General features: G+C 58.2%; 18 protein-coding genes and 1 tRNA gene. 8 read left to right on the top strand and 11 right to left on the bottom strand.

The genetic code is table 11. The features are described from left to right. Nucleotides 1-144: 144 nt before the first annotated feature. The 5 genes from VG146_09920 to VG146_09940 form a co-directional block, all read right to left on the bottom strand. The gene (locus tag VG146_09920; GenBank protein HEV2392666.1) at nucleotides 145-1,074 is read right to left on the bottom strand and encodes an MlaD family protein; all 930 of its coding nucleotides are present in this window, start codon (nucleotides 1,072-1,074) and stop codon (nucleotides 145-147) included. Beyond that, entirely contained in the window at nucleotides 1,067-1,678 is a 612-nt protein-coding gene (locus VG146_09925) for a paraquat-inducible protein A (protein ID HEV2392667.1), read from the bottom strand. The genes VG146_09920 and VG146_09925 overlap by 8 nt, the downstream gene beginning before the upstream one ends. A 211-nt stretch (nucleotides 1,679-1,889) precedes the next feature. Next, on the bottom strand, nucleotides 1,890-2,636 hold the full coding sequence (locus tag VG146_09930; GenBank protein HEV2392668.1) for a succinate dehydrogenase/fumarate reductase iron-sulfur subunit: 747 nt from the start codon (nucleotides 2,634-2,636) through the stop codon (nucleotides 1,890-1,892). Further along, nucleotides 2,633-4,549 (bottom strand): fumarate reductase/succinate dehydrogenase flavoprotein subunit, encoded by a 1,917-nt coding sequence (locus tag VG146_09935; GenBank protein HEV2392669.1) that lies wholly within the window; start codon nucleotides 4,547-4,549, stop codon nucleotides 2,633-2,635. The genes VG146_09930 and VG146_09935 overlap by 4 nt, the downstream gene beginning before the upstream one ends. Next, nucleotides 4,546-5,256, bottom strand: a complete 711-nt coding sequence (locus VG146_09940; GenBank protein ID HEV2392670.1) for a succinate dehydrogenase cytochrome b subunit — start codon at nucleotides 5,254-5,256, stop codon at nucleotides 4,546-4,548. The genes VG146_09935 and VG146_09940 overlap by 4 nt, the downstream gene beginning before the upstream one ends. A 642-nt stretch (nucleotides 5,257-5,898) precedes the next feature. Between VG146_09940 and purL the strand changes: the two genes are divergently transcribed. Continuing rightward, nucleotides 5,899-8,439, top strand: coding sequence for a phosphoribosylformylglycinamidine synthase subunit PurL (purL, locus tag VG146_09945; protein ID HEV2392671.1), 2,541 nt, complete (start codon nucleotides 5,899-5,901; stop codon nucleotides 8,437-8,439). A gap of 21 nt (nucleotides 8,440-8,460) precedes the next feature. Here the strand turns inward: purL and VG146_09950 are convergent, their stop codons facing one another. The 3 genes from VG146_09950 to VG146_09960 form a co-directional block, all read right to left on the bottom strand. Continuing rightward, complete coding sequence (locus tag VG146_09950) at nucleotides 8,461-8,913, bottom strand: SUF system NifU family Fe-S cluster assembly protein (GenBank protein ID HEV2392672.1); 453 nt, start codon at nucleotides 8,911-8,913, stop codon at nucleotides 8,461-8,463. An 11-nt stretch (nucleotides 8,914-8,924) separates the two neighbouring features. Beyond that, entirely contained in the window at nucleotides 8,925-10,271 is a 1,347-nt protein-coding gene (sufD, locus tag VG146_09955; GenBank protein ID HEV2392673.1) for a Fe-S cluster assembly protein SufD, read from the bottom strand. Nucleotides 10,272-10,348: 77 nt separating this feature from the next. Further along, nucleotides 10,349-11,893 carry a lipase maturation factor family protein gene (locus VG146_09960; protein ID HEV2392674.1) on the bottom strand — a complete coding sequence of 515 codons (1,545 nt, stop codon included), beginning with the start codon at nucleotides 11,891-11,893 and terminating at the stop codon, nucleotides 10,349-10,351. 88 nt (nucleotides 11,894-11,981) lie between these two features. On the opposite strand from VG146_09960, the gene VG146_09965 reads away from it, so the two are divergent. The 6 genes from VG146_09965 (at nucleotide 11,982) to VG146_09990 (ending at nucleotide 16,434) form a co-directional block, all read left to right on the top strand. Next, nucleotides 11,982-12,953 carry an energy-coupling factor ABC transporter permease gene (locus VG146_09965; GenBank protein HEV2392675.1) on the top strand — a complete coding sequence of 324 codons (972 nt, stop codon included), beginning with the start codon at nucleotides 11,982-11,984 and terminating at the stop codon, nucleotides 12,951-12,953. Beyond that, nucleotides 12,934-13,539 (top strand): CbiQ family ECF transporter T component, encoded by a 606-nt coding sequence (locus VG146_09970; GenBank protein HEV2392676.1) that lies wholly within the window; start codon nucleotides 12,934-12,936, stop codon nucleotides 13,537-13,539. Before VG146_09965 ends, VG146_09970 begins: the two co-directional genes overlap by 20 nt. Beyond that, nucleotides 13,536-14,300, top strand: a complete 765-nt coding sequence (locus tag VG146_09975; GenBank protein ID HEV2392677.1) for an ABC transporter ATP-binding protein — start codon at nucleotides 13,536-13,538, stop codon at nucleotides 14,298-14,300. Before VG146_09970 ends, VG146_09975 begins: the two co-directional genes overlap by 4 nt. Nucleotides 14,301-14,616: 316 nt before the next feature. Further along, complete coding sequence (locus VG146_09980; protein HEV2392678.1) at nucleotides 14,617-15,045, top strand: hypothetical protein; 429 nt, start codon at nucleotides 14,617-14,619, stop codon at nucleotides 15,043-15,045. An 86-nt stretch (nucleotides 15,046-15,131) separates the two neighbouring features. Next, nucleotides 15,132-15,206: transfer RNA gene (locus VG146_09985), tRNA-Cys, on the top strand. Between the two features lie 259 nt (nucleotides 15,207-15,465). Then, entirely contained in the window at nucleotides 15,466-16,434 is a 969-nt protein-coding gene (locus VG146_09990; protein ID HEV2392679.1) for a tyrosine-type recombinase/integrase, read from the top strand. A gap of 453 nt (nucleotides 16,435-16,887) precedes the next feature. Here VG146_09990 and VG146_09995 read toward each other — a convergent pair whose 3' ends face one another. Genes VG146_09995 through mobF form a run of 3 tightly spaced genes read right to left on the bottom strand, consistent with a single transcriptional unit; the run spans nucleotide 16,888 to nucleotide 20,310 of the window. Next, a complete protein-coding gene (locus VG146_09995) occupies nucleotides 16,888-17,244 on the bottom strand; it encodes a hypothetical protein (protein HEV2392680.1) in 357 nt (118 codons plus the stop codon). After that, entirely contained in the window at nucleotides 17,241-17,624 is a 384-nt protein-coding gene (locus VG146_10000) for a hypothetical protein (protein HEV2392681.1), read from the bottom strand. The genes VG146_09995 and VG146_10000 overlap by 4 nt, the downstream gene beginning before the upstream one ends. After that, nucleotides 17,584-20,310: a MobF family relaxase gene (gene mobF, locus VG146_10005; GenBank protein ID HEV2392682.1), complete on the bottom strand. Its 2,727-nt coding sequence runs from the start codon at nucleotides 20,308-20,310 to the stop codon at nucleotides 17,584-17,586. Before mobF ends, VG146_10000 begins: the two co-directional genes overlap by 41 nt. 773 nt (nucleotides 20,311-21,083) lie before the next feature. On the opposite strand from mobF, the gene VG146_10010 reads away from it, so the two are divergent. Further along, nucleotides 21,084-21,318: helicase-related protein (locus VG146_10010; GenBank protein HEV2392683.1), on the top strand; the 235-nt coding region annotated here is incomplete at its 3' end.

The following is a 21,318-nucleotide window of genomic DNA, read 5'->3' on the forward strand; positions in this document are numbered from 1 at the left end:
GGGCGTTTGTTACTCCTATACGGAGAAACCGCCTCCTTGTTGAGGCTAAAATGCCGGCACCTCCGGGTGTCGCGCCTGCACCGACCGGAACCATTCGAACTTTAACTACATCTCGTCGGTCTGAGGCTCTGCCTCGCTAGTAGTCTATTTGAACTGAGTCGGCGTTACGGTGGGCGGCGCTTGGGCGGGGAGTTTGAGCGGGATGTTTGGCGCCCAGCGTTTCCAAATATCCTCCGGCTTTTCATACAATACAAACGTGGTGCCGTTGGGTGCCTGCCTCTGAACCTCGGGCGGAGTGGCAAATTCGATTCCCCCGCTCAGCAGCGTCTGGGGCGATTCGGCGCTGATCTCGGCGCCACGCAGCAAACCGAAATGCACATTAATCCCGCCTGCATTCCAGAACTTGGAATTGAGCCGGACCAGCGGCGCATATTCGGGCCGAATCCGGGCCCGGATGACTACTTCATCGCCCGTGTCGCCGAGTTGATAGCCCAGGACCTCGCCGACCTGGATGCCGCGATAGAAAACCGGCGTCTGCTCGCGCACCGAGTCCAAATCAGGCGACACCAGCGTAATGCGCAGTGCTTGAGGTTCGGGCGGGACAGGCGCTTTCTCCGAAGCGACAAACGTATTGGTTGGAGCGCCGGTTCCGGGTTGCACGGTGATGTATTCACCCGAAATGATCGTGCGCAGGCCGCTGATCGAGCCGAGCTTTACCTCGGGGCGAACGATCCAGAAGATTGCGCCCGCGCGGGCCAGGTCTTTTGCCGAGGTCACCAGCCGGGCTGTGACTTTTACCTGCGCATCGCCTTTCCTCAGCTCGATGGTATTCACCTCACCCACCTCAGCTCCGCGAAATTTGACCGGCGTATTCCCCGCTTCAAGGCCTTCCGCACTTTGAAAATAGATGGTAATGAGCGGACCCGAAGCGATGAAATCGTGGTAAACAAACCACACGCACAAAGCCGCCGCCCCCAGCGGAATAAGCCAGAGCAGCCAAACAGAGCGGCTCTTCTTCACCTTCGCTTCCGGCACGCTCTCGACCTCGCCCGCTCTGTCGTGGGTTTTATTCATAGCGCCTCTTCTCCTCCGGTGTGTCCCAAAGCAACCGCGGGTCGAAACTCAGGGTCGCCAGCAGGGTCAACGCCACCACCGCAGTGAAGGAGAACACGCCCCGGCCCGGATGCACCGTAGCGACCCGGCCCATCTCGATCATCGACACCGCTATCGCGAGGAGAAACACCTCGAGCATGTTCCACGGATCGATGATCCGGATGACCTGGTAAATCCACGTCCGCGCCTTTTTCCACCGCTGCCAATCCAGCGTCACACAGATGAACAGCAGGCCCAGAATCTTCAGGGCCGGCGATAAAATGCTCGTAAAGAAGACCAGCGTCCCTATCCCATACTCCTGATAGCTGAACAGGGAACGGATGGCCTGGAAGATGGTTGTTTGGGAATGCATCCCGTGATACTCCGCGGTAATCAGCGGATAAAAATTCGATGGGAAATAAAGCAGCAGCGCCGCCAGCGAAAAAACCAGCGTGCGCATCCGGCTATACCGCCGGCGATGGACCAAAACAAAGTTGCAGCGCGCGCAGCGGGCAACCGAACCGTCCGGCACCGGCTGCACCCGCTGGACCAAACCGCAAGTCTGGCAAGCGACAAGCTTTTCCATCCCCAGGCAGCGAACACAATTCCAGTTTAAATTGGGCGAAATTGGCCGGGATGCAACTGGGGTGAAATGGGGTGCGCCCGTAGAGGGCGCAGCAATGTTGGAAAAAATGAGCGTTGAAACAGTTCAAACGGAGGAACCCAGTCCGTTCACAGGGTTAATCTTTGCGTTCTTTGCGTTCTCTTGCGGCTGATCGACCGGCGGACCCGCGTTTTTACTTCCCCTTCAGAGTGGCGATGCCGTAATCCCGGTTGAGCTTCGCAATAAAGCTCAAGCTGATTTCCTTCGGGCAAACCGCTTCGCACGAACCCGTCACGGTGCAATTGCCAAATCCCTCGGCATCCATTTGCCGGACCATGTTGAGGGCGCGCCGGTCTTTCTCGGCTTTTCCCTGGGGCAGCAGATTCAAATGAGAAACCTTGGCAGCCACGAAGAGCATCGCCGAAGCGTTCTTGCAAACCGCCACACAGGCCCCGCAGCCGATGCAGGCAGCCGCATCCATCGAGCGGTCGGCTGTGTTCTTGGCGACGGGAATCGCATTGGCATCCGGGGTGCCCCCCGTGCTGACGGACACAAAGCCGCCGGCCTGGATGATTCGGTCCAGGGCGCGGCGGTTGGTGACGAGGTCTTTGATGACGGGAAAGGCCTTGGCGCGCCAGGGCTCGATGGTGATGGTCTGCCCGTCTTTGAAGTGGCGCATGTGCAACTGGCAGGTGGCGGTGCCCTTATGTCCCCCGTGAGGGACGCCGTTGATGACCAGCGAACACATCCCGCAGATGCCTTCGCGGCAATCCGAATCAAATGCGATTGGCTCCTGGCCCGACTCGATCAAACCCTCGTTGACCACATCGAGCATTTCCAGGAATGACATGTCCTCCAGGACATCCTTGGCCTGATAGGTCTCGAATCGGCCCAGCGCCTGGCCATTTTTTTGCCGCCAAATTCGTAACGTCAGGTTCATTTATAGCTCCGGGTGCTCATGTGGGCTTCTTCATAGGCGAGCGGTTCCTTATGGAGCAAAGGCGGCTTGTCCGGTCCTTGATGTTCCCAGGCCGCGACGTAAGCGAAATGCTCGTCATCACGCAGCGCCTCGCCGTCAGGGGTCTGGAACTCCTGGCGGAAATGCCCGCCGCAGGATTCGCGCCGGTGCAGCGCGTCGAGGCAGAGCAGTTCGGCGAATTCCATAAAATCCGCCACGCGCCCGGCATATTCGAGGCTCTGGTTTAACTCCCCGTTCTCGCCGGTCACATTCACGTTCGACCAGAATTCGGCCCGCAATTCCGGGATGCGCTTGAGGGCCTCTTTCAATCCGGCTTCATTGCGCGCCATGCCGCATTTTTCCCACAGCAGCCGGCCCAGCTCCCGGTGCAACGATGTGGGGGAACGCTTGCCTTTAATCGAGAGCAATCTGCGGGTCAGCCCCTGAGCGCCTTCCTCAGCCTTTTTGAATTCCGGATGGCTGGTCGCAGGTTTGGGTTGCTTGGAGGTGACGAAATAATTCCCAATTGTGTATGGCAGGACGAAATAGCCGTCAGCCAGTCCTTGCATCAGGGCGCTGGCCCCGAGGCGATTGGCCCCGTGATCGGAGAAATTCGCCTCTCCCAACACAAACAGGCCGGGCAAATTGCTCATCAGATCATAATCGACCCACAGACCGCCCATCGCGTAATGGACCGCCGGGAATATGCGCATCGGGACATCATAGGCATTTTCACCGGTTATCTTTTCGTACATGTCGAACAGGTTCCCGTAGCGCTCGCGGATGACCGGCGCCCCCAGCCGCCGAATGGCATCGGCAAAATCCAGGTAAACCCCCAGCCCACCCGGACCCACGCCCCGGCCTTCATCACACACTTCTTTGGCCGCCCGCGAAGAGATGTCCCTCGGCGCCAGGTTGCCGAAACTGGGGTATTTGCGTTCCAAGTAATAATCGCGGTCCTGTTCAGGGATGGCGCCAGGCGGCTTGGCGCGGTCTTCCTTTCGCTTGGGCACCCAAACGCGTCCATCGTTGCGGAGTGACTCAGACATCAGGGTCAGCTTGGACTGGTGCTCGCCGCTCACGGGAATGCAAGTGGGATGAATCTGGGTGTAACATGGGTTTGCAAAGAACGCCCCCTTCTTGCACGCCCTCCAGTTGGCCGTGACATTGCAGCCTTTCGCGTTGGTCGAGAGAAAAAAGACATTCCCATAACCGCCCGTGGCCAGCACTACGGCATCCCCGGCATGCGATGAAATTTCCCCAGTGATCAGGTCGCGCGCGACAATCCCCTTGGCGTGCCCATTAATCACCACCAAATCCAGCATCTCGGTCCGCGGAAACATCTTCACTGTCCCAAGCCCGATCTGCCGGCAAAGGGCCTGGTAAGCACCCAGGAGCAATTGCTGGCCCGTCTGGCCACGGGCATAAAAGGTCCGCGATACCTGCGCCCCGCCAAACGAGCGGTTGGTCAGCAACCCGCCGTATTCGCGAGCGAAAGGCACCCCCTGGGCAACGCATTGGTCGATAATGTTCACGCTCACCTGGGCCAACCGATAGACGTTGGCCTCGCGCGAGCGAAAATCACCGCCCTTTATCGTGTCGTAAAAGAGCCGATAGACGCTGTCGCTGTCGTTGGCGTAGTTCTTTGCAGCGTTGATGCCTCCCTGGGCGGCAATGCTGTGGGCCCGCCGCGGGCTGTCCTGGAAGCAAAAGCACTTCACCTGGTAACCCAGCTCCGCGAGACTCGCCGCCGCGGAAGCCCCGGCCAGCCCCGTGCCCACCACGATGATGTCGAATTTGCGTTTGTTGGCGGGGTTGACCAGTTTCAGGTCGAACTTGTGCTTGTCCCACTTTTGCGCGAGCGGGCCGGAAGGGATTTTGCCGTCGAGGTTCATGGCAGGTTGAGATGCTGCCTTCCATACCCGCAGAGGATGGACAAGGGAATGGAGGCGTAACCAATAAAGATGAGCAGGGCCAGAATGCGGCCAGCATTGGCCAGGAATGGGCGATAGGCATCGCTATTCCAGCCCATCGACTGGAACATGCTGCTGGCGCCGTGGCTCAAGTGCAGGCACAACAGCCCCACTCCCACAATGTAAAACGCGCAGACCCAGCCGTTGTTAAAGCCAACCACCATCATCCGGAAAATATCATGGCGCCCCTGAGCGTCGATGAAGGTGGCAAAATTTTGCCCCGTCAGGTTCACGTACTTCACCTCGGCTGTGTAATGAAGCAGATGATAAACGATAAAGAAAAAGGCAATTATGCCGCTCATGAACATCGTCCTGGATGCGTAGGCTGAGCCAATGGGTTGATAGACGGCATAGCCTTCGGGGCGCGCTGCCTTGTTCTCGATAGAAAGTTTCGACGCCGACCAAATGTGCAAGACCAGGAAAGTCAGTAGAATCAAGCGGGCCGGCCAAACCAGTTCGAGATTCGTTTGAAGGAAGTTCCCGTAGCGGTTGATCACTTCCGGCCCCAGGAATATCTGCAAATTCCCAACCAAATGCGCAATCACGAACAGGAACATGAAAAAGCCTGTGATCGCCATGATGTACTTCTTGCCCAGTGAGGATTTAAATAGATGCGCAATCATGTTCATGGCGTGCCACCCGACCATGCCGGAAGCAGGTCCCGGGCGTCGCGTTCCAATGAATCTAATGCCTTTCAAAGCCGGGTCAAGAAATCTAAACTTATCCCGTAAAAAATAGGGTCGATAAGTTACGCTCACCAATCGAGCATCTCCTTGTCGGCTGACTCTGAAGGCGCTCGCTTCCGGGGCCGCAATCTCCCGGGCTGCAGGAAATCCAGCGCCTTCTCAGGTAACTCCAACTAATGTTACCTAATTTTATAACCGGACATGCTGTGAATTGACATTCCCTGGCCGCACACATTTTTTCCTGATTCGCACCGGTTTTTCTCAGGGCCAATGATAAGGTCAGTTCCAAACTTTTGTAGGAGACGATGTAAGGGGTCTCTGATCAAGATTGTCGGCTGGCCGCCTTTGGTTCACCCGGAAGTTGCTGATCAGAGACTCGACTCCTTACGTCGTCTCCTACACTCAGGAATGGCGGCTCGTTGCTTCGACTCTGTCATTAGCCCTGCGGTTTTACTGTGAACGCTTAAACCAGGCTTGACCGGTGAAGGAAGAAACAGGATAGATACTGCCTTTGAGTTCTTTGCGTCCTGTTGCGGCGGTTGTGCAATCGGGCCTTGTTCCAAAAACCCTAAGCTGATTTTAGAAATGACAGACCCAGCCGTTACGCCCGAGGCGGTTCTTAAGCACAACCTCACGGTGGACGAATACGCCCGGCTCAAAGAAGTGCTCGGGCGCGAGCCGACCTATACCGAGCTGGGGATTTTCTCGGTCATGTGGAGCGAGCACTGCTCGTATAAGAACAGCCGGCCCCTCTTGAAGACCTTTCCAACCAAATCGCCAAGGATTCTGGTCGGAGCCGGCGAGGAGAATGCCGGGATTATTGATATTGGGGACGGTCTGGCCATCGCGTTCAAGATCGAGTCGCACAACCATCCCAGCGCCGTCGAGCCTTTCCAGGGTGCAGCGACCGGCGTCGGCGGCATCATCCGCGACATCTTCACCATGGGCGCTCGGCCTGTCTGCTCGATTAACTCGCTGCGCTTCGGCCCCATCACTCCCTTGCCAACCCCTGCGAATGCCCCCAATCAACCTCCTTCGACGGAACCCGGCCCTCAACTGGCCAATAACCGGCGGCTGTTCAGCGGCGTGGTGGGCGGCATTGCGCATTATGGCAATTGTTTCGGGATTCCGACCGTTGCCGGCGAAGTTTATTTTGATCCGTCTTACGAGGGCAACCCGCTGGTGAACGCCTTTTGCCTGGGTGTTCTGCGCCACGACCAGATCGTTCGAGGCCGCGCCAGCGGGGTGGGCAATCCCGTTTTCTATGTCGGGCCTGCCACGGGCCGGGACGGGCTGGCCGGGGCGGCGTTTGCCTCGCAAGATTTGACCCAGGAATCCGCCGAGCAACAACGCGGGGCGGTCCAGGTAGGCGACCCTTTCATGGAGAAGCTCGTTTGCGAGGCCTGCCTCGAACTTCTGGCCACCGGGGCTGTCGCCGGCATTCAGGATATGGGCGCAGCGGGGCTGACCTGCTCGACCTGCGAGACGGCTTCGCGGGCGGGGACGGGGATCGAGATTGACCTGGCCAAGGTCCCCCAGCGCGCCCCGAATATGACGCCCTATGAAATCATGCTCAGCGAATCCCAGGAGCGCATGCTCATCATCGTTCAGAAGGGCCGCGAGGACGAGGTGAAACGGATTTTCGATAAATGGGATTTGCCCTGGGCCGAAATCGGGCAGGTGACCGATACGGGCCGGATGGAGGTCCGCAACAACGGGCAGGTTGTGGCGGATATTCCGGCCAGAAAACTGGCCGATGAAGCTCCGGTCTATCAGCGGGAGGCGCGTGAGCCTGCGTATCTCGAGGCCGTGCGCGCCTTTACTCTGGCGGGGTGCGCCGATACGCAGGATGCAACCGGCGCGCTCAAGAGCCTTCTCTCCTGGCCCACCATCGCCTCAAAAAATTGGGTGTACCGGCAATACGACCACATGGTCCGCGACGGCACGGTGGTTTGCCCAGGCTCGGATGCCGCTGTGCTCCGCATCAAAGAGGATTCATTGCCCCAAACCAACGGCCATCCAGCGGCCCAAGTTGATGCACAACGCCCCCCTTTCATCGCCTCTGCCGGAGAACCCGTCGGCGCCCTGGCGCTCCCGGGTTCAACCAGCCCAAATGGTTCGCAAACCGATTTCCCAACCAAATTGATTGCGCTGACAGTCGATTGCAACGCCACTTACGTTTATCTTGACCCGTTCGAGGGCGCCAAATGCGCCGTGGCTGAAGCGGCCCGAAACCTGGCCTGCTCTGGCGCCGCCCCGCTCGGGGTGACCGACAACCTTAACTTCGGAAACCCGTTCAACCCGGAAATCTTTTGGCAACTGCGCGAGGCCGTCCGCGGCTTGAGCGAGGGCTGCCGCGCTTTTAATGTCCCGGTGACGGGCGGCAACGTGAGTCTTTATAATCAGAGCCCGAACGGCCCAATCGATCCGACCCCCACCGTGGCCATGGCCGGCTTGATCGAGAAAGCCGAACATATTACGACCCAATGGTTCAAAGATGAAGGGGACGCAATCATTCTGCTGGGGGTTGCTGTGGACGAGGCCGATGCGTTGCAGGGCTTGGGCGGCTCGGCTTACCTGCAGGTGATTCACGGCTTAAAGACGGGCACCCCGCCCCGCTGCAATCTCGAAGCCGAAAAGGACCTAAACCTGGGGTTGCGCGCACTGATTTATTCCGGCTCGATCAAAAGCGCTCATGATTGCAGCGAAGGCGGCCTGGCGGTGGCGCTGGCCGAAGGCTGCATCAGCCGGCAGACCGCCCGCGATACCGCCCCCCTCGTGGGAGCGCAGATTGAACTGGGCATTTCACCGGAGCCCAAGGCAGAAGAACAAAAGCAAACGTCCGGCGCAGCCCAGCAGGAAGAACATCCTGCCGCCAGCAAACCACCCATCCGATTAGATGCGCTCCTCTTCGGTGAGACCCAAGCGCGCATCATCGTCTCGACCGCCCCCTCTGACGCGGTGAAGGTAGTCGAGCGGGCAAAATTGCTCGGAATCCCGGCTATGCGCATCGGCACAGTGGGCGGGGACCATCTCTCAATCAAGACTTCCGGGGGTGAATTGAGCTGGCCTGTAGCTGAGTTGCACGACCTTTGGTGGAACGCAATCGGACGAGCCATGCGATGAGCTGCGCCCCAAAAGAGGCGCTCACATTTGCTCGGTTTCGGTGCTGACTGTCCATTGACCCTTGAGCGCCGCCATTACAGCGTGCCAGGAAAGAATGGCGCACTTGACCCGCGCAGGGAATTTATAGACACCGGCGAAGACCGCCAGTTTGCCAACGTCCCCCTCAATGTGTCCTGTTGTGACCAACTCGTGCACCTGTTGGAACATGCTTTCCACATCCCCTTTGGTTTTGCCTTTGACACTCTCGGTTAACAGCGAAGCCGAGGCCTTCGAAATACAGCAGCCCGCGCCTAGAAAACTGATGTCCTTGATGCGCTCGCCATCCATCGTGAGGAACAGCTTGAGTTGATCACCGCACAAGGGGTTGTGGCCCTGGGCCGAACAGGTGGCGGCGGGCAATTCATGGAAGTTCCTCGGGTGCTTGCAGTGATCGAGGATGACCTCCTGGTACAGCTCGGAAAGGTCGTCGGACATGGAGGCTGCATTCATTTAGCTGGCGCGACCACGTGCGGAGTGGCTTCGAGCCGCTCCCAGACTATCCCATCGAGTTCCTGGCGGGCGGCTTCTAACCGGACGCGCTCAATTATCTCTCCCGCAAAAGCGTGGATCAACATGTGCCGCGCCGTTTCGACTCCAATCCCTCGAGCCCGCAGGTAAAACACCGATTCTTCATTCAACTGCCCCACCGTCGCGCCATGAGTGCACTTGACATCATCGGCGTAAATCTCCAACTGCGGTTTGGTATCCACCGTCGCCTCTTCCGACAGCAGCAGGTTCTTGTTGGTTTGCTTGGCGTCGGTCTTCTGGGCCGGTTGCCGGACCAAAATGCGCCCGTGAAAGACCCCCTTCGAGCGGCCATCGAGAATCCCATTGTAGTATTCGTGGCTGTTGCAATGCGGCTGAGCATGCTCGACGACCATGTGGTGGTCGGCCAATTGTTCGTCCCGGGTGAGATATAGCCCGTTCAGAACGCATTCGACCCCTTCGCCTGCGAGGCGGGCGCGAATATGATTGCGCGAGAGTTTTGCCCCGAGCGCAATCGAGTGCGAGATGAGGTTGGAACTCCGGCCCAAATGGGCATAAATCGCCGCTATATGGAATGCGCTCGAACTCTCGTCCTGGAGCTTGCAATGCTCGAGCGCGGCGCCTTCCTCAAGCACCAGCTCGGTTACCGCGTTGGTGAAATAAGGCGAGTTCACCGTGCTCACATAGCTCTCGATAACCGTCGCGCGGCCGCCTTTCTCGGCCAGTATCAAATTGCGCGGATGGGCCGTTGCCCCGGCTTCCCGGCTGCTCGACACAAACTGCAGGTGAATGGGCGTTTCTATCTGGTGTCCGGCTGCAACTCGGATAAATGCGCCGTCCTGTAAAAAGGCCGTATTCAATGCGCCAAAGGCATTCTCGTCTCCTGAGGTTTGGGCGCCGAGGTGTCTCTGCAAAAGAGCCGAATCTTCGGTTAGAGCGGATGCCAGGCTTTTGACCGTTAGACCTTCCGGCGCCGAGCGCAAATCCGAAAGCCCGGCGGCAAAGTGGCCGTTGATAAAAACCAGGCGGATGGCGTCCAGCCCGCCAAAAACAGCTTTCGAAACCTCCGCGCGCGTCAATTCGACATGGCCCGCCTCCAAAATCGGGTGAAACGGCAGTTTGGCAATCGGGGCGACATTGGTAAACCGCCAATCCTCGTCTTTGAGAGTCGGAAACCCCGTGTCCGCGAATCGGGTAATCCCGGCCTTGCGCAAAGGGAAAACCCAAGCCGGCTGCCTGGCCTCGCCTTCAAATCGCGCGAATTTCTCCAGGTGCGGCTCGGTTTCCTTCGTGACCCGTTTTTCCATTGTTTCCAGCATAAGGTACAATCTCTTGGCCAAAAAGCCCGTCAAATCGAGCCAGTCAGTCTTCCACGAGTAACCCATTAAGGCAAGCCCCGCTGGTCAAGCCAGCCCGCCTGCTGCAAAAAACCAAGCAGCCGCGGGTCCTCAGCCGATAAGGGCGGCAGCCACAGACCGAGTTCCTGGCGTGTCCACCATGCCCCTTGCGGGTTTCCGGGTGGGGCAAACGCGTAGCGGTACAACACGGCACGGATGTAATGCGGCGGCCTTTCCGGGAACGGGTTTCCGCCTAAAAGACTCAGCGCCCCCGGGTCGTTGTGCAAAAGCTTCCAGACCAGATGCAACGTCCAGGGATACTCCTCGGGTGTGCCCATGGCGGCAAACCACATTTGCCAATCCAATCGCGGTTGGTAAGGGGCAATTTGCCGGGGCCTGCGGTCGAGGGCCACCGGCAGCGCCTGGTAAGGGTATGCCTTCCAAACCGCTCGCCCATCCGGCGTCGAGGCAGCGGTCCCTTCAAAGACCACGTTCAAGCGCTCGCGCCCCACGCTGCCGAAAGCGCCATAGGTGCTGACCAGGTCCAGCGCATCGAAAGAGGTGTTCATGATCTGGCTCGGGGAAATCAGATTGACGACCGGTTGGATGCTCAGCAGTCCAACCATTACCGCCACCGCCCATCCGGCGCGTTCCATCGCCCGGCTCGACTGGGCCGCAGCAGCGGCTTTGGACGCCCGGTCCCCCAGCCATCGGGGCAGGAGCTTGCGCCAGAATGAATCATCGAAACACGCCAGCGCCGGGACGATGGTCAGCCAGTTCAGAAATGAAAGATTTCCCCCCAGGATGAGGGTCAACTGAAGCAGGACCAGGATGACCCCCGCAATGTGGCGGGCCGTGCGCGGATAAAACGCAAACCATGGCGCCACCAATTCTGCAAGGTAATTGAACAGGACCCCTGCCTTTAACATCCACCGCGGCAGGAAGTCAAACCAGCGGCTGAGGGGATTGGGGATCGGCTGGGTCTCAAAATGATAATAGAGCGCGGTGAGGTCCCGCCACACCCGGTCGCCACGGAGCTTGATAAGCCCCGCTCCAAGCATGATGCGAAAAATCAACCAGCGAAATAACCACACCACCACGCGTGGCGGTGATCGTTTCGGGAATGGGCGTCCATCCAACAGAGGGCAAAGGAAAATCGCCAGAAACCCGGTCTCTAACAGTTGAATTTCCCAGCCGTACCCATACCAATCCTGTCCGATGTGGACGAAGGACATGTAGAGCGCCCAAAGCAGCGTCATCACAAGCGCGTTCGCGTAACCGCAAGCCACAATGCACGACAAGCCGAAACCCACCCACGCCGCCGCTTCCAATTCCATATCAAAATGCGCAAACCAAAACAACGATGGCAATCGAACAAAACCGGCAAAGGACGAACCCAACCCGTTCTGAACGCGGGCCAAAAATAAGTTCACGGGCAGCAGCCCATTCGAGCCGATCAAAGGCAGGATTTGTATCGCTGCGGCCAGGAATGCCACGGCATACACGCACCCCAGCAGGCGCAGTATCATGAAGCGCGTCAGCCAGTAACTGGCCGGCTCACGCGGCGCGGGTGGGACGGATTGCGTCGTCATTGTTGCTGAGCTGATCTTAGCGGTTGCGCAGGGGCCGCTCCATGCCTATGGTTAGCTGGCTGGTAGCGGAAACAACAGGTTAAAACCAATGCATTTGCCCGATGGGTTTTTGGATGCGCGAACCGCCCTGCTCTCGACGGGGGTGGCGGCCACCGGAGTGGGCATTGCTGTGCGCCAGGTGCGCGCTACTCTCCAACCACGCCAAATGCCGCTCCTTGGCTTGGCTGCAGCTTTTATCTTCGCCGCCCAGATGCTGAACTTTCCCATCCCTGGCGGCACGTCCGGCCATTTGATTGGCGGTGTGCTGGCAGCCGTGCTGCTGGGCCCTAGCGCCGCTGTTCTGGTGATCACCTGTGTCCTCATCGTTCAATGCCTCATGTTCGCCGATGGCGGCCTGCTGGCCCTCGGGGCCAACATCTTCAACATGGGGATTGTTAATGTATGCGCCGGTTACTTTGCCTTTCGCCTGGCCAAACGCCTCATCCACCGCACCGAAGAAATCCGCGCGACGGTGTTTGCCTCTGCTTTTGCAGCCTGGGTTGGAACGGTGCTGGCCTCGATCACCTGTGCCGGCCAGCTCGCGCTCTCAAAGACGGTGCCGTGGTCGATTGCCTTCCCTGCCATGGCCAATGTGCACATGTTAATCGGCGTTGGGGAAGGCTTGGCCACGGGTCTGATCACCCTGGCTGTCCTGCGCGCCCGGCCTCAGCTCCTGGCACAGGCAAATCAGAGACTCAGCGGCACCCCTCTGGGATTCCTAGGCTATGGCTTGTTGGTGGCCTTCGGCCTGTCCATCTTTGTCGCCCCTTTTGCCTGCTCCTGGCCCGATGGACTCGAGAGTGTCGCCACGCGATTCGGCTTCGCAGGCAATGCCCTCCCAGCCCTCGCCGAGGCCCCGCTGGCTGATTATCGCCTGCCCTTCGTCGGTTCGCCCACTGTCGCCACCGGCGTGGCCGGCCTGATTGGAACCGTGCTCGCCTTTGTGGCTGCTTATGCGCTGGCCCGGCTCCTGGTGCCGGTCCTGGGCGCTTCCAAGAGGGATGCGCGTTCACAACATTGACTCGCCCCAGCCCGGCTTTTTGAATCGGGTGCCGCCGGGACTCAAATTAGCTGCCGCTTTGCTCATCCTGCTCGGGACGGCCCTGCTGCCCAGGCGAGTCGGCCCGCCCTACTTGCTCCCTGCCTCTCTCTTATTGTGCCTCTGGCCCTTTTCTCGCATGCCTTTGGGCTATGCCTTGAAGCGATTGGTCCTTGTGGAGTTTTTTATTCTCGGTATCGGGTTGCTCTCGCTGCTCAGGCCCGAGGCCTTCCCAGCGCTTATTTCCGCCGTCGTCAAAAGCAACTTGTGCGTTTTCACCATGTTGCTGCTGACCTGGACCACTCCCTTTCAGGAAATCCTGCGCGAATTGCGCCGGCTGCGCTTGCCCGCCGTGATGCTCACAACTCTGGCCCTGATGTACCGTTACTTGCCGGTCCTGGCCGATGAATCCCGCCGCATGCAGCGGGCCCGCGCCAGCCGCACCTTTTCCCCTAGCCGCCGCCTGGCCTGGCGCAGCCTGAGTGTCATTATCGCCCACCTCTTTATCCGCAGCATCGATCGGGCCGAGCGCATCTATCTTGCCATGTGCGCCCGCGGCTGGAAATGAACGCCGCTGTCGAAATCCGCAATCTCTCCTATCGCTACCCCCCCCAGGGGCGGCTGGCGCTGCATGAACTCTGCTTTTCCGTCGCTCAAGACGAGTGCATCGCCGTGCTCGGCCCCAACGGCGCCGGCAAATCGACCCTGCTCTTGCATCTCAATGGCCTGCTGCCCGAACGCCCCGCCGACCAGCCTCAAATCTGGATTGGCGGGGAGCCATTAACCGGCAAATCTCTCACCAAAATCCGCCAGCAGGTGGGATTGCTCTTCCAGGACCCGGATGACCAGCTCATCTCGACCACCGTGTTTGAAGACGTCGCCTTTGGCCCCCAGCAGCTTGGAATCAACGGAGCAATCCTGCGGTCCCTCGTGACCTACTGTCTCGAACAGGTCGGCCTGCGCGGCTTTGAAGACCGCGAACCACAACGGCTGAGCCATGGCGAGAAGCGGCGCGTCTGCCTTGCTGGGGTGCTGGCCTGCAAACCCACCGTGCTGCTGTTGGACGAACCCACCGCTGACCTGGACCCCCGGGGCCGGCGCGAGTTTAAGGCCCTGCTGCAATCGCTGCCCGGCGCAAAAATCATCGCCACACATGACCTCGAACTGGTTGTGGACCTCTGCTCGAGGGTCGTCATCCTCGATGAAGGCCGGGTTGTCGCCCAAGGCCCCACCATCCCCTTGCTCTCCGATGAACCTTTGATGCTTTCCCATGGCCTTGAAAAACCCCATAGCCTTCTCCATCGGCATCCCCATGGACCCAGCGCCTGAGACCGCGTTTGAAAATGGACGGCGCCCGCTCCTCCTCGTTCTCGTTCTGCTCCTTCGTCATCGATTTTCAGGTCTTTCGAGCACGAGGACGAGGACGAATGGCGGCAATTCTATTTTTAAAACAGGCCCTGCGCCGTAATTAGTTAGGACCCGAGCTGGCCGCCCCTCAGTCATCCCCCTCCCCCTTTCGTTTCCTCCGTTTGCTTCTGTTCAACTGAATCAATACGGGCAAAAGTCGGGGCCAAAATGTTACATTTCTGAAACGGTTTTTCTTGACTGATTTGCTCCCTGGCGCGATACCGGATGCGCTCAGACCATGATTAACCAACGACACTGCCCGTTTTGCAAAACCCCCGCCCACTCCGGCTGTTCCCACCTGGCGCTGGCGGCTGAGGGGAGAGATTTCGTGCGACGCTGTGTTGACCTGTGCCATGGCCAGGTCCAATGGCGTGTGTTATGCCAGCAACGCCGCAGCGGCGATTGGGCTCCTGAAGCCGAAGATTTTACCTGGCTCGAGACGGCCTTCTGCGATCGGTTCCTCAAGCACCTGTCCTGGTTTGGTGGAATGGAATATGAATGGCGCAGCGGCCCCAAACCCGAGCAAGGTGGTTTCTGGGTGCTGCTATGGTCCAAGGAACCGCAAAGGCTCTGGTGGGAATTGCTCGAAGAATTTGAGCGAAAATGCGCCATTACCCCCCCGGCTGCAGAATCCCCGTCCTGGCTCATCTGGCTGGCGCCTCGTTGAATTCGTTCCTTCAGTCCACTGGCTCACTGGCTCTCTTATTGGCTTGCGGACTCGGAAAACTGATTTATTTTCGGCAAAGCAGCCGTGGCGGGGTAGCCAAGTGGTAAGGCAGGGCTCTGCAAAAGCCTTATGCGTCGGTTCGATTCCGACCCTCGCCTCCAATTCCAACTGCGTGTGCAGCATCGGTTTAGGGGGTTCGGGAGTCCAAACGGACACCAAAACGGACACCATTTTTCCAATCCGTAGGAAACCAGAATAGTCCGGCGTAATCCGCCGACTATCGGTTACCGCTTCGGATTCGGCCTGAGTTATTCTCGCGGTTGCGTGAAAACTATGAAAGCACGTTACCGTCTTATTTGCCGTGGAATCCGTGGCGGAGCCTATTATTGCGTGGATACTCAAACTGGCAAACGCACCAGTTTGGGCACTAACAACGCCGACGACGCCAGACAGATCATCGAAGCCAAGAACAACTCTGAACGCCAGCCGATATTGAACCTGCAAATCGCTAAGGCGTATCTGGCGGGAAGTGACAACGGCATCAAGACACGCACTTGGCGGAATGCTATTGAGGCACTGATCGGCACCAAGCAGGGAGCGAACCAGCATCGTTGGAAAACCGCCGCCAAGGACAAGGCATTTGCCATGTTGCTGCCGCAGGTCATTATCGAAACGAAGGCCGAGACGATTTTAAAAGTTCTACAAATGGGGACCGTCTCGACCAATGTTTATCTCCGGCGCTTGCACAACTTCTGCGTGGACATGAACTGGCTGCCGTGGCCGCTCATCCCAAAACGTCAGTGGCCAGCCGTCGAATTCAAAGAGAAGCGCGGTATTATGCTGGCCGAACATCTGGCCATCGTCGCCCGCGAACAAAATCCCGAACGCAAGGCGTTCTACAAACTCGCGTGGCACTTGGGCGCATCGCAATCCGATCTGGCCGGCTTGAACGCCGAGGACGTTGATTGGGAGCACCACGTCATCAGCTATGCGCGCCGGAAGACCGGCTCGATTGCCATCATGCGCATGGATGAAGACATGGAGGAAATCTTGCGCGACCTGCCGGGAAGCGGCCCGCTGTTTCCGTATCTGCGAACCGTGCGTTCGGGCGACCGCGCCACGGAGTTCAAACAACGCTGCGATGGGCTTGGCATCAAAGGCGTCTCATTGCACAGCTACCGCTACGGTTGGGCGGAACGGGCAAAGACGGCGGGCTATCCCGAACGGTATGCCCAGGTGAATCTCGGCCACAACAGCCGGGCAATGGCGCGGGCATATTCCCGCAAAGCGCCGGTAGAAATGCCTTCGTTGAGTGAATACGAACGACAACAGAAAGCCATCGTTGGAAATCGAAACACCAAACCCGTGACGCAAAGCGTCGCAGCATAAGGAGGCCATCATGCAATCTTGGCAAATAAAAGCGCTTGAACTGGAAGCGTCGGGATTGAAACACCTTGACGGATTCATTCACGAACACGCGCTCTATTTTCTCATTGGAGCCATTTATCTCTTGCTGGTTTTGTTGGTGTGGGTTGAGCGGGGCATTGCGACGCAAAGGAGGAAAATCCACCATTCATGTCCGGTCAGCCTTTTTTATTCATCTGCCGGGACCGCCACCACCGCCCCCGGACACGTTCGACCCATTTCCACCGCCGCACCATTCGGCGCACTGCAATCACGATGATGGTTGGGAATGACCACTGCGATGCAAATTGCGCGGCGCGATTCTTAAAAGCAATTCCCACGGCGCAAAGCGGGCGCGGTCACAGGTGGAGGCGCGGAGCGCACGACCTTGACGGCGACCGCGCTCCATATCATGGAAGCGCGAGGCACGCCGCTGATTCAGGAATGACGGTCACGGGAATTGTTTCCGTTGGTTGCGTTGCCGTTGGTTGTGGATACGGAACCTTTGAGCGTCCGACTTTTTGCGGCGCGCTCGTTCTTGTCCTTGACCTTTAGCCGGATGAGTTCGGTTGCCTTGTTCATCCATCTGGCGTCACCTTTCTTTTGCTCAATCTCGGCCGTCAGAAAAAACTTCACGGCTCCTGGCGGTGGATTGCCCAGCGGCTTGAGCTGGCCGGCACTGACAAGAATGGGAATGTGGTCTGGTTCAAAACCGAGACGCCAAGCAGCTTCGGCGGCGTTCATGCGTCCAGGCAGTGAAATCAGATTGAGAATTTCTTTGCGTTCGGGATTCATACGTTTTCCTTGGTTAAAGTGACGGTGACGGCGGCAATGTGGGTTTTCAGCGTAGCGGCCAAACGGCGATCCGCCGACTTCACAAATTTCAATTCGTATTTCTGAATCTCGGCTTCCAGCCGCTTGAGGCCGCTGCCCAAGACGACCACATTGGCGGATGCAAAGCGGATCAACATTTTTTCCGGCGGCGCATCCGGCTCCTTTTCCAATGCCGGGTTTGAAATTTTTTCCGCATATAAAAACTGCGCGTAAGGCAGCAGATAGCTGATGCCGTCGTCGGCAAACACGTCGAGCGCGGCGATAGTGGAATCACTGCCAAGGCAGGGATTGTCGCGCGGGTTAGACGCCCATTCGGCGGGTGGAAGTTCGTTGCTGTTCATAACGGGGTGTTTTCATTTGTGGGCTGTGCTTGTCGGGTAAAATGGTCTGTTGCACTCCGAGGCGCTGGCGGAACTGTTTCAGGAAGCGATGACCGCGTTGCAAAACAGCCATGATAAATTTTCGGCGGCGGGCGGGTGGAACCACTTCCACCACCGCCAGCCGCGCGCTGGAACGAGTGACGTGCGAGCGCAACATCTCGGCATCATCAGTGAACACGCGGCACGCCTCGCGTCCGCGCGAAATGCCGACATAAAATTGTTGCTGATTGATCGCCGGCAGCGAGCGTGACGAGGCGACTAGCAAAACTTCATCTACCGTCTTGCCCTGGGCAGCGTGTGACGTAACGGCGTAACCGTGCGTGAACGTGCGATAATTCTTTGGAATCACCCGGCCATCGGCCAGCACCACGGAATCGCCCTGAATCGTTTTTACTTCCACCAACTCACCGTTCACAAATTTTTTCCGCCAGTTCGATTGCAGCAGCAGCTTGTCGCCAGCGGCGATTTTCAATTTCCGTTTCTCCCCCACATCGAAATAGGCGGAGCCTTGACCTAAAAGGAAAATACTTTCGGAACCGTCCGCGCGTTGGATTTTCAAGGCGTCATTTTCGACGGCGACCACCGCAACCGTTTCATCTTTGGCAAAACCAGTTTTTTGCCGGTGAAACCGAATCGCTAGGCCGGCACGATATTGCCGCGCATCTTGCTTCTGCGCTTCCGTCCACGACAGCGAATCAAAAACCTGAAATTCCTTTTCGTCACCCGCCAGCCGACCTGACATTTTCAACACGGCACGGACTTTTTCCGTCAGCGCTTCTATTTCATTCCACGTCGGCGCGACCAGCAGCACGGATTGGTTTTGCATCAGCGTTTTTACATACGACTGCGCGGCAGAGTCGTGAAGTTGGTTACCGGGAAGTTCAGTCACCGCTCCCATGCGTTCCAGTTGGGCGAACGCTTCATTGGTATTTTTCTGCGCGGCCAGTTCAACGGCCCGGCGATATTCGACTTTGCGTTGCCGCCGGATGCGGGTCAATTGGCCGGATTGAAAATCCGAATGGTTCTCCAAAATCCGCAGCGCATCGCCACGCGCGACCGATGCGTGCTGGCCAGTGTCGCCCGACAGAACAATGCGGGCGTCCCGCGCCAGGTCAAACAGCCGCTTCATGTCATCCATCCCCACCGCCCCGGCCTCATCCAACACCACCAACTGACGGGCGGACAACGCCGGTTTCGTCAGCAGCAGGCTTTGCAGTGTCACAGCCGCAAATCCCTCGGTGCGCAAAACCTCGGTTGCTGCCGCCGTCGGCGCGCAGAACAGCGGTTCAACGCGGGCTTCCTTGCAGGCGGCGACCAGCTCGCGCAACGCCGTGGTTTTGCCGCTGCCCGCCAGACCGCGCAGGCCGGTGATCCGGTCACTGGTGCGCAGGACATGGTAAATCGCCCGTTTCTGATCCTCACCCAGCCAGTCGGCAGGCCGGTAGCCGGGATGCAACGGCGCGACCGCATCGCAGCCCGCGTTGACCGTCTGAATCAAATCCAGTTCCGTTGCCAAAATCTGCCGCGTGGAAAATCCACGTTCCGTTTTCACCAGGTCCGACGAATACTTCACCGCCGCTTTCAACGTCGGCAAATCCACTTCACCCAGGCGTTGCGACAGGGCCACGTTCAACAGTTCATGCTCCGGCACGACGGACTTGCGCTCGAACACATGGGCCACGGCATAATTCAAGGCTTCGTTTTCCGGCTCAAACCTACGGACTTGCCTGACGGGTTGAACCGATGTTGAGAGTTTTTGCAGCGCCTCCAGTTCATCGGGCTGTAATTGCGCCAACTGCTGTTCGCGCACTTCCGTTGTCGAGATGCCCTTGATCTTCTTAGCCCGGCTCTGATGCACCGCCAGGGCGACGGCATTGTTGGAAAGTTTGTGCCCTAACCTTTGTTCTATTTCACGAACCGCCTTTTCCACTTCTTGTGAGCGCTTGGAAAATCGTTTCAACACCTCATCGCTCACACCCTCGATTTCAAAACCATGCTTCGCCGGGCGAGTGCGATAGCCAATTGATTGAATCCGCTTCGCCAGTTCGTTCCGATAGACTGCCGTGCCGTAACGAATGGCCTCATACATTCCGCCCGCTTGCAGGGCTTTCCAGGACTGTTCCGTTTCATCGAACGCGGCATTGAACACCGTGAAATGCGTATGCAACAGAGGGTCGAGCGCACGGCTGCTCGTGTGCGTAAACGCGGCGGCGATCAGATTGCCGGTGGTGCGGTCGCGCTGGCTGCCTTGCTTGCGGACTCTGGTTGCGGCGAAGGTTTCGAGTTCGCGGAAAGCGATGCGCGTCGCCTCTTCATGTGCCGACACCAACCGATCATCGTCCATCGTCACCGCGAGCACCGAAACCGATTTCGGAGCGGAACAGGTGAAGTCGTAGAACACCCGCCGCTTGTCCTCCTTTTTCTGCCGTTGCGTCAGCCGTTCATCGTCCAGCGGATTTCGATTTTCACAGAGCGCATGGAACTGTTCGCGGGTGACGTTTTGCTTCAATTCCAGCCGGTCCGCACCCGCGCCGATCCACTGGCCGGGACGGATTTCGCCTGCCGAGTAGTAATCGTTCTGCTCCAGATGCTCGTCGAAATACTTCTCAGCATCGGCCAGACTTTTTTGCGCAACGGCAGTGAACATACTGTGCGAGCCTATCCGGTTTTCAGGACGTTTCGGCGTGCGTGACACGCGATCGCAGCCCTCCCCTCGACCGATAATAGTGTGCCAACGTGCGCAGTAATCGTGTGCCCAATGGGCACAATCTTCCGTCGGAAGTAAAATGCCTTCGCGGAGACAGGTTGCCGATTCGCCGTCATGCCGGACAGAATGACAGAAACCGAACCCGCCGAGGTGTATGTGATACACTTTTTGCGACGCCTCCTCAGCCGCGTCAACTTGGCTGAAACCATGCCACTTCGATTCATGCCGGTCAGAATGGCAGCAATTCGCGCTCAGTTTGTGCAATCTTTACACAAAATGATCGTCTCGGGACAGCGGCCATAGCCACGATCCTGGCTGAAATCGGCTTCGATTTGATTCGGGGGACGCGAGTTGCGGTTTTGGAAATCGAACGTTCAAATTCTTCAAATACCCGTTGGTTGTGAATTTCACGGGGCGAGCATGTCCCCGTATGAATAGCGCAACGCCCCTTGTTCGATCACGGGAACTCCCCGAAACCATAAATATCCACCTGACGCGGACCTGCAATTTTGGATGCCGGTATTGCTACGCTGAATTTGCAGAGTGCGGTTCTACACGAATTCCATCCGACTATCTCCGGCGAATCGTGGAAGCGATTGGCCGTGCCGACCCGCCGCCGGGCGGGCGTAGCAGAAAAGTGAACTTCGCGGGCGGTGAGCCACTGCTATACACGGAGTTGCCGGCCATTATCGCGTTCGCCAAGGAGCTCGGTTTTGCTCAGCGTTACGACAACGATGGAAGCGGGCGTGGACATTGGTTCGTTGCTCGCCGTGATGATGGCGAACATGCCGCCGATGCGTTTCAACTACCAGCAACGGGTCGGTCGCGCCGGAAGGCGTGGCGCTGGTCTTGCGGTCGCGTTGACGCTTTGCCGAGGCCGCAGCCATGACGACTATTATTTTCAGCGGCCAGAGCGCATTACCAGTGAGCGCCCTCCGCAGCCTTACG

It is taken from the genome of Verrucomicrobiia bacterium (assembly GCA_035946615.1).
In the GTDB taxonomy this organism is placed as follows: Bacteria; Verrucomicrobiota; Verrucomicrobiia; order Limisphaerales; family UBA8199; genus DASYZB01.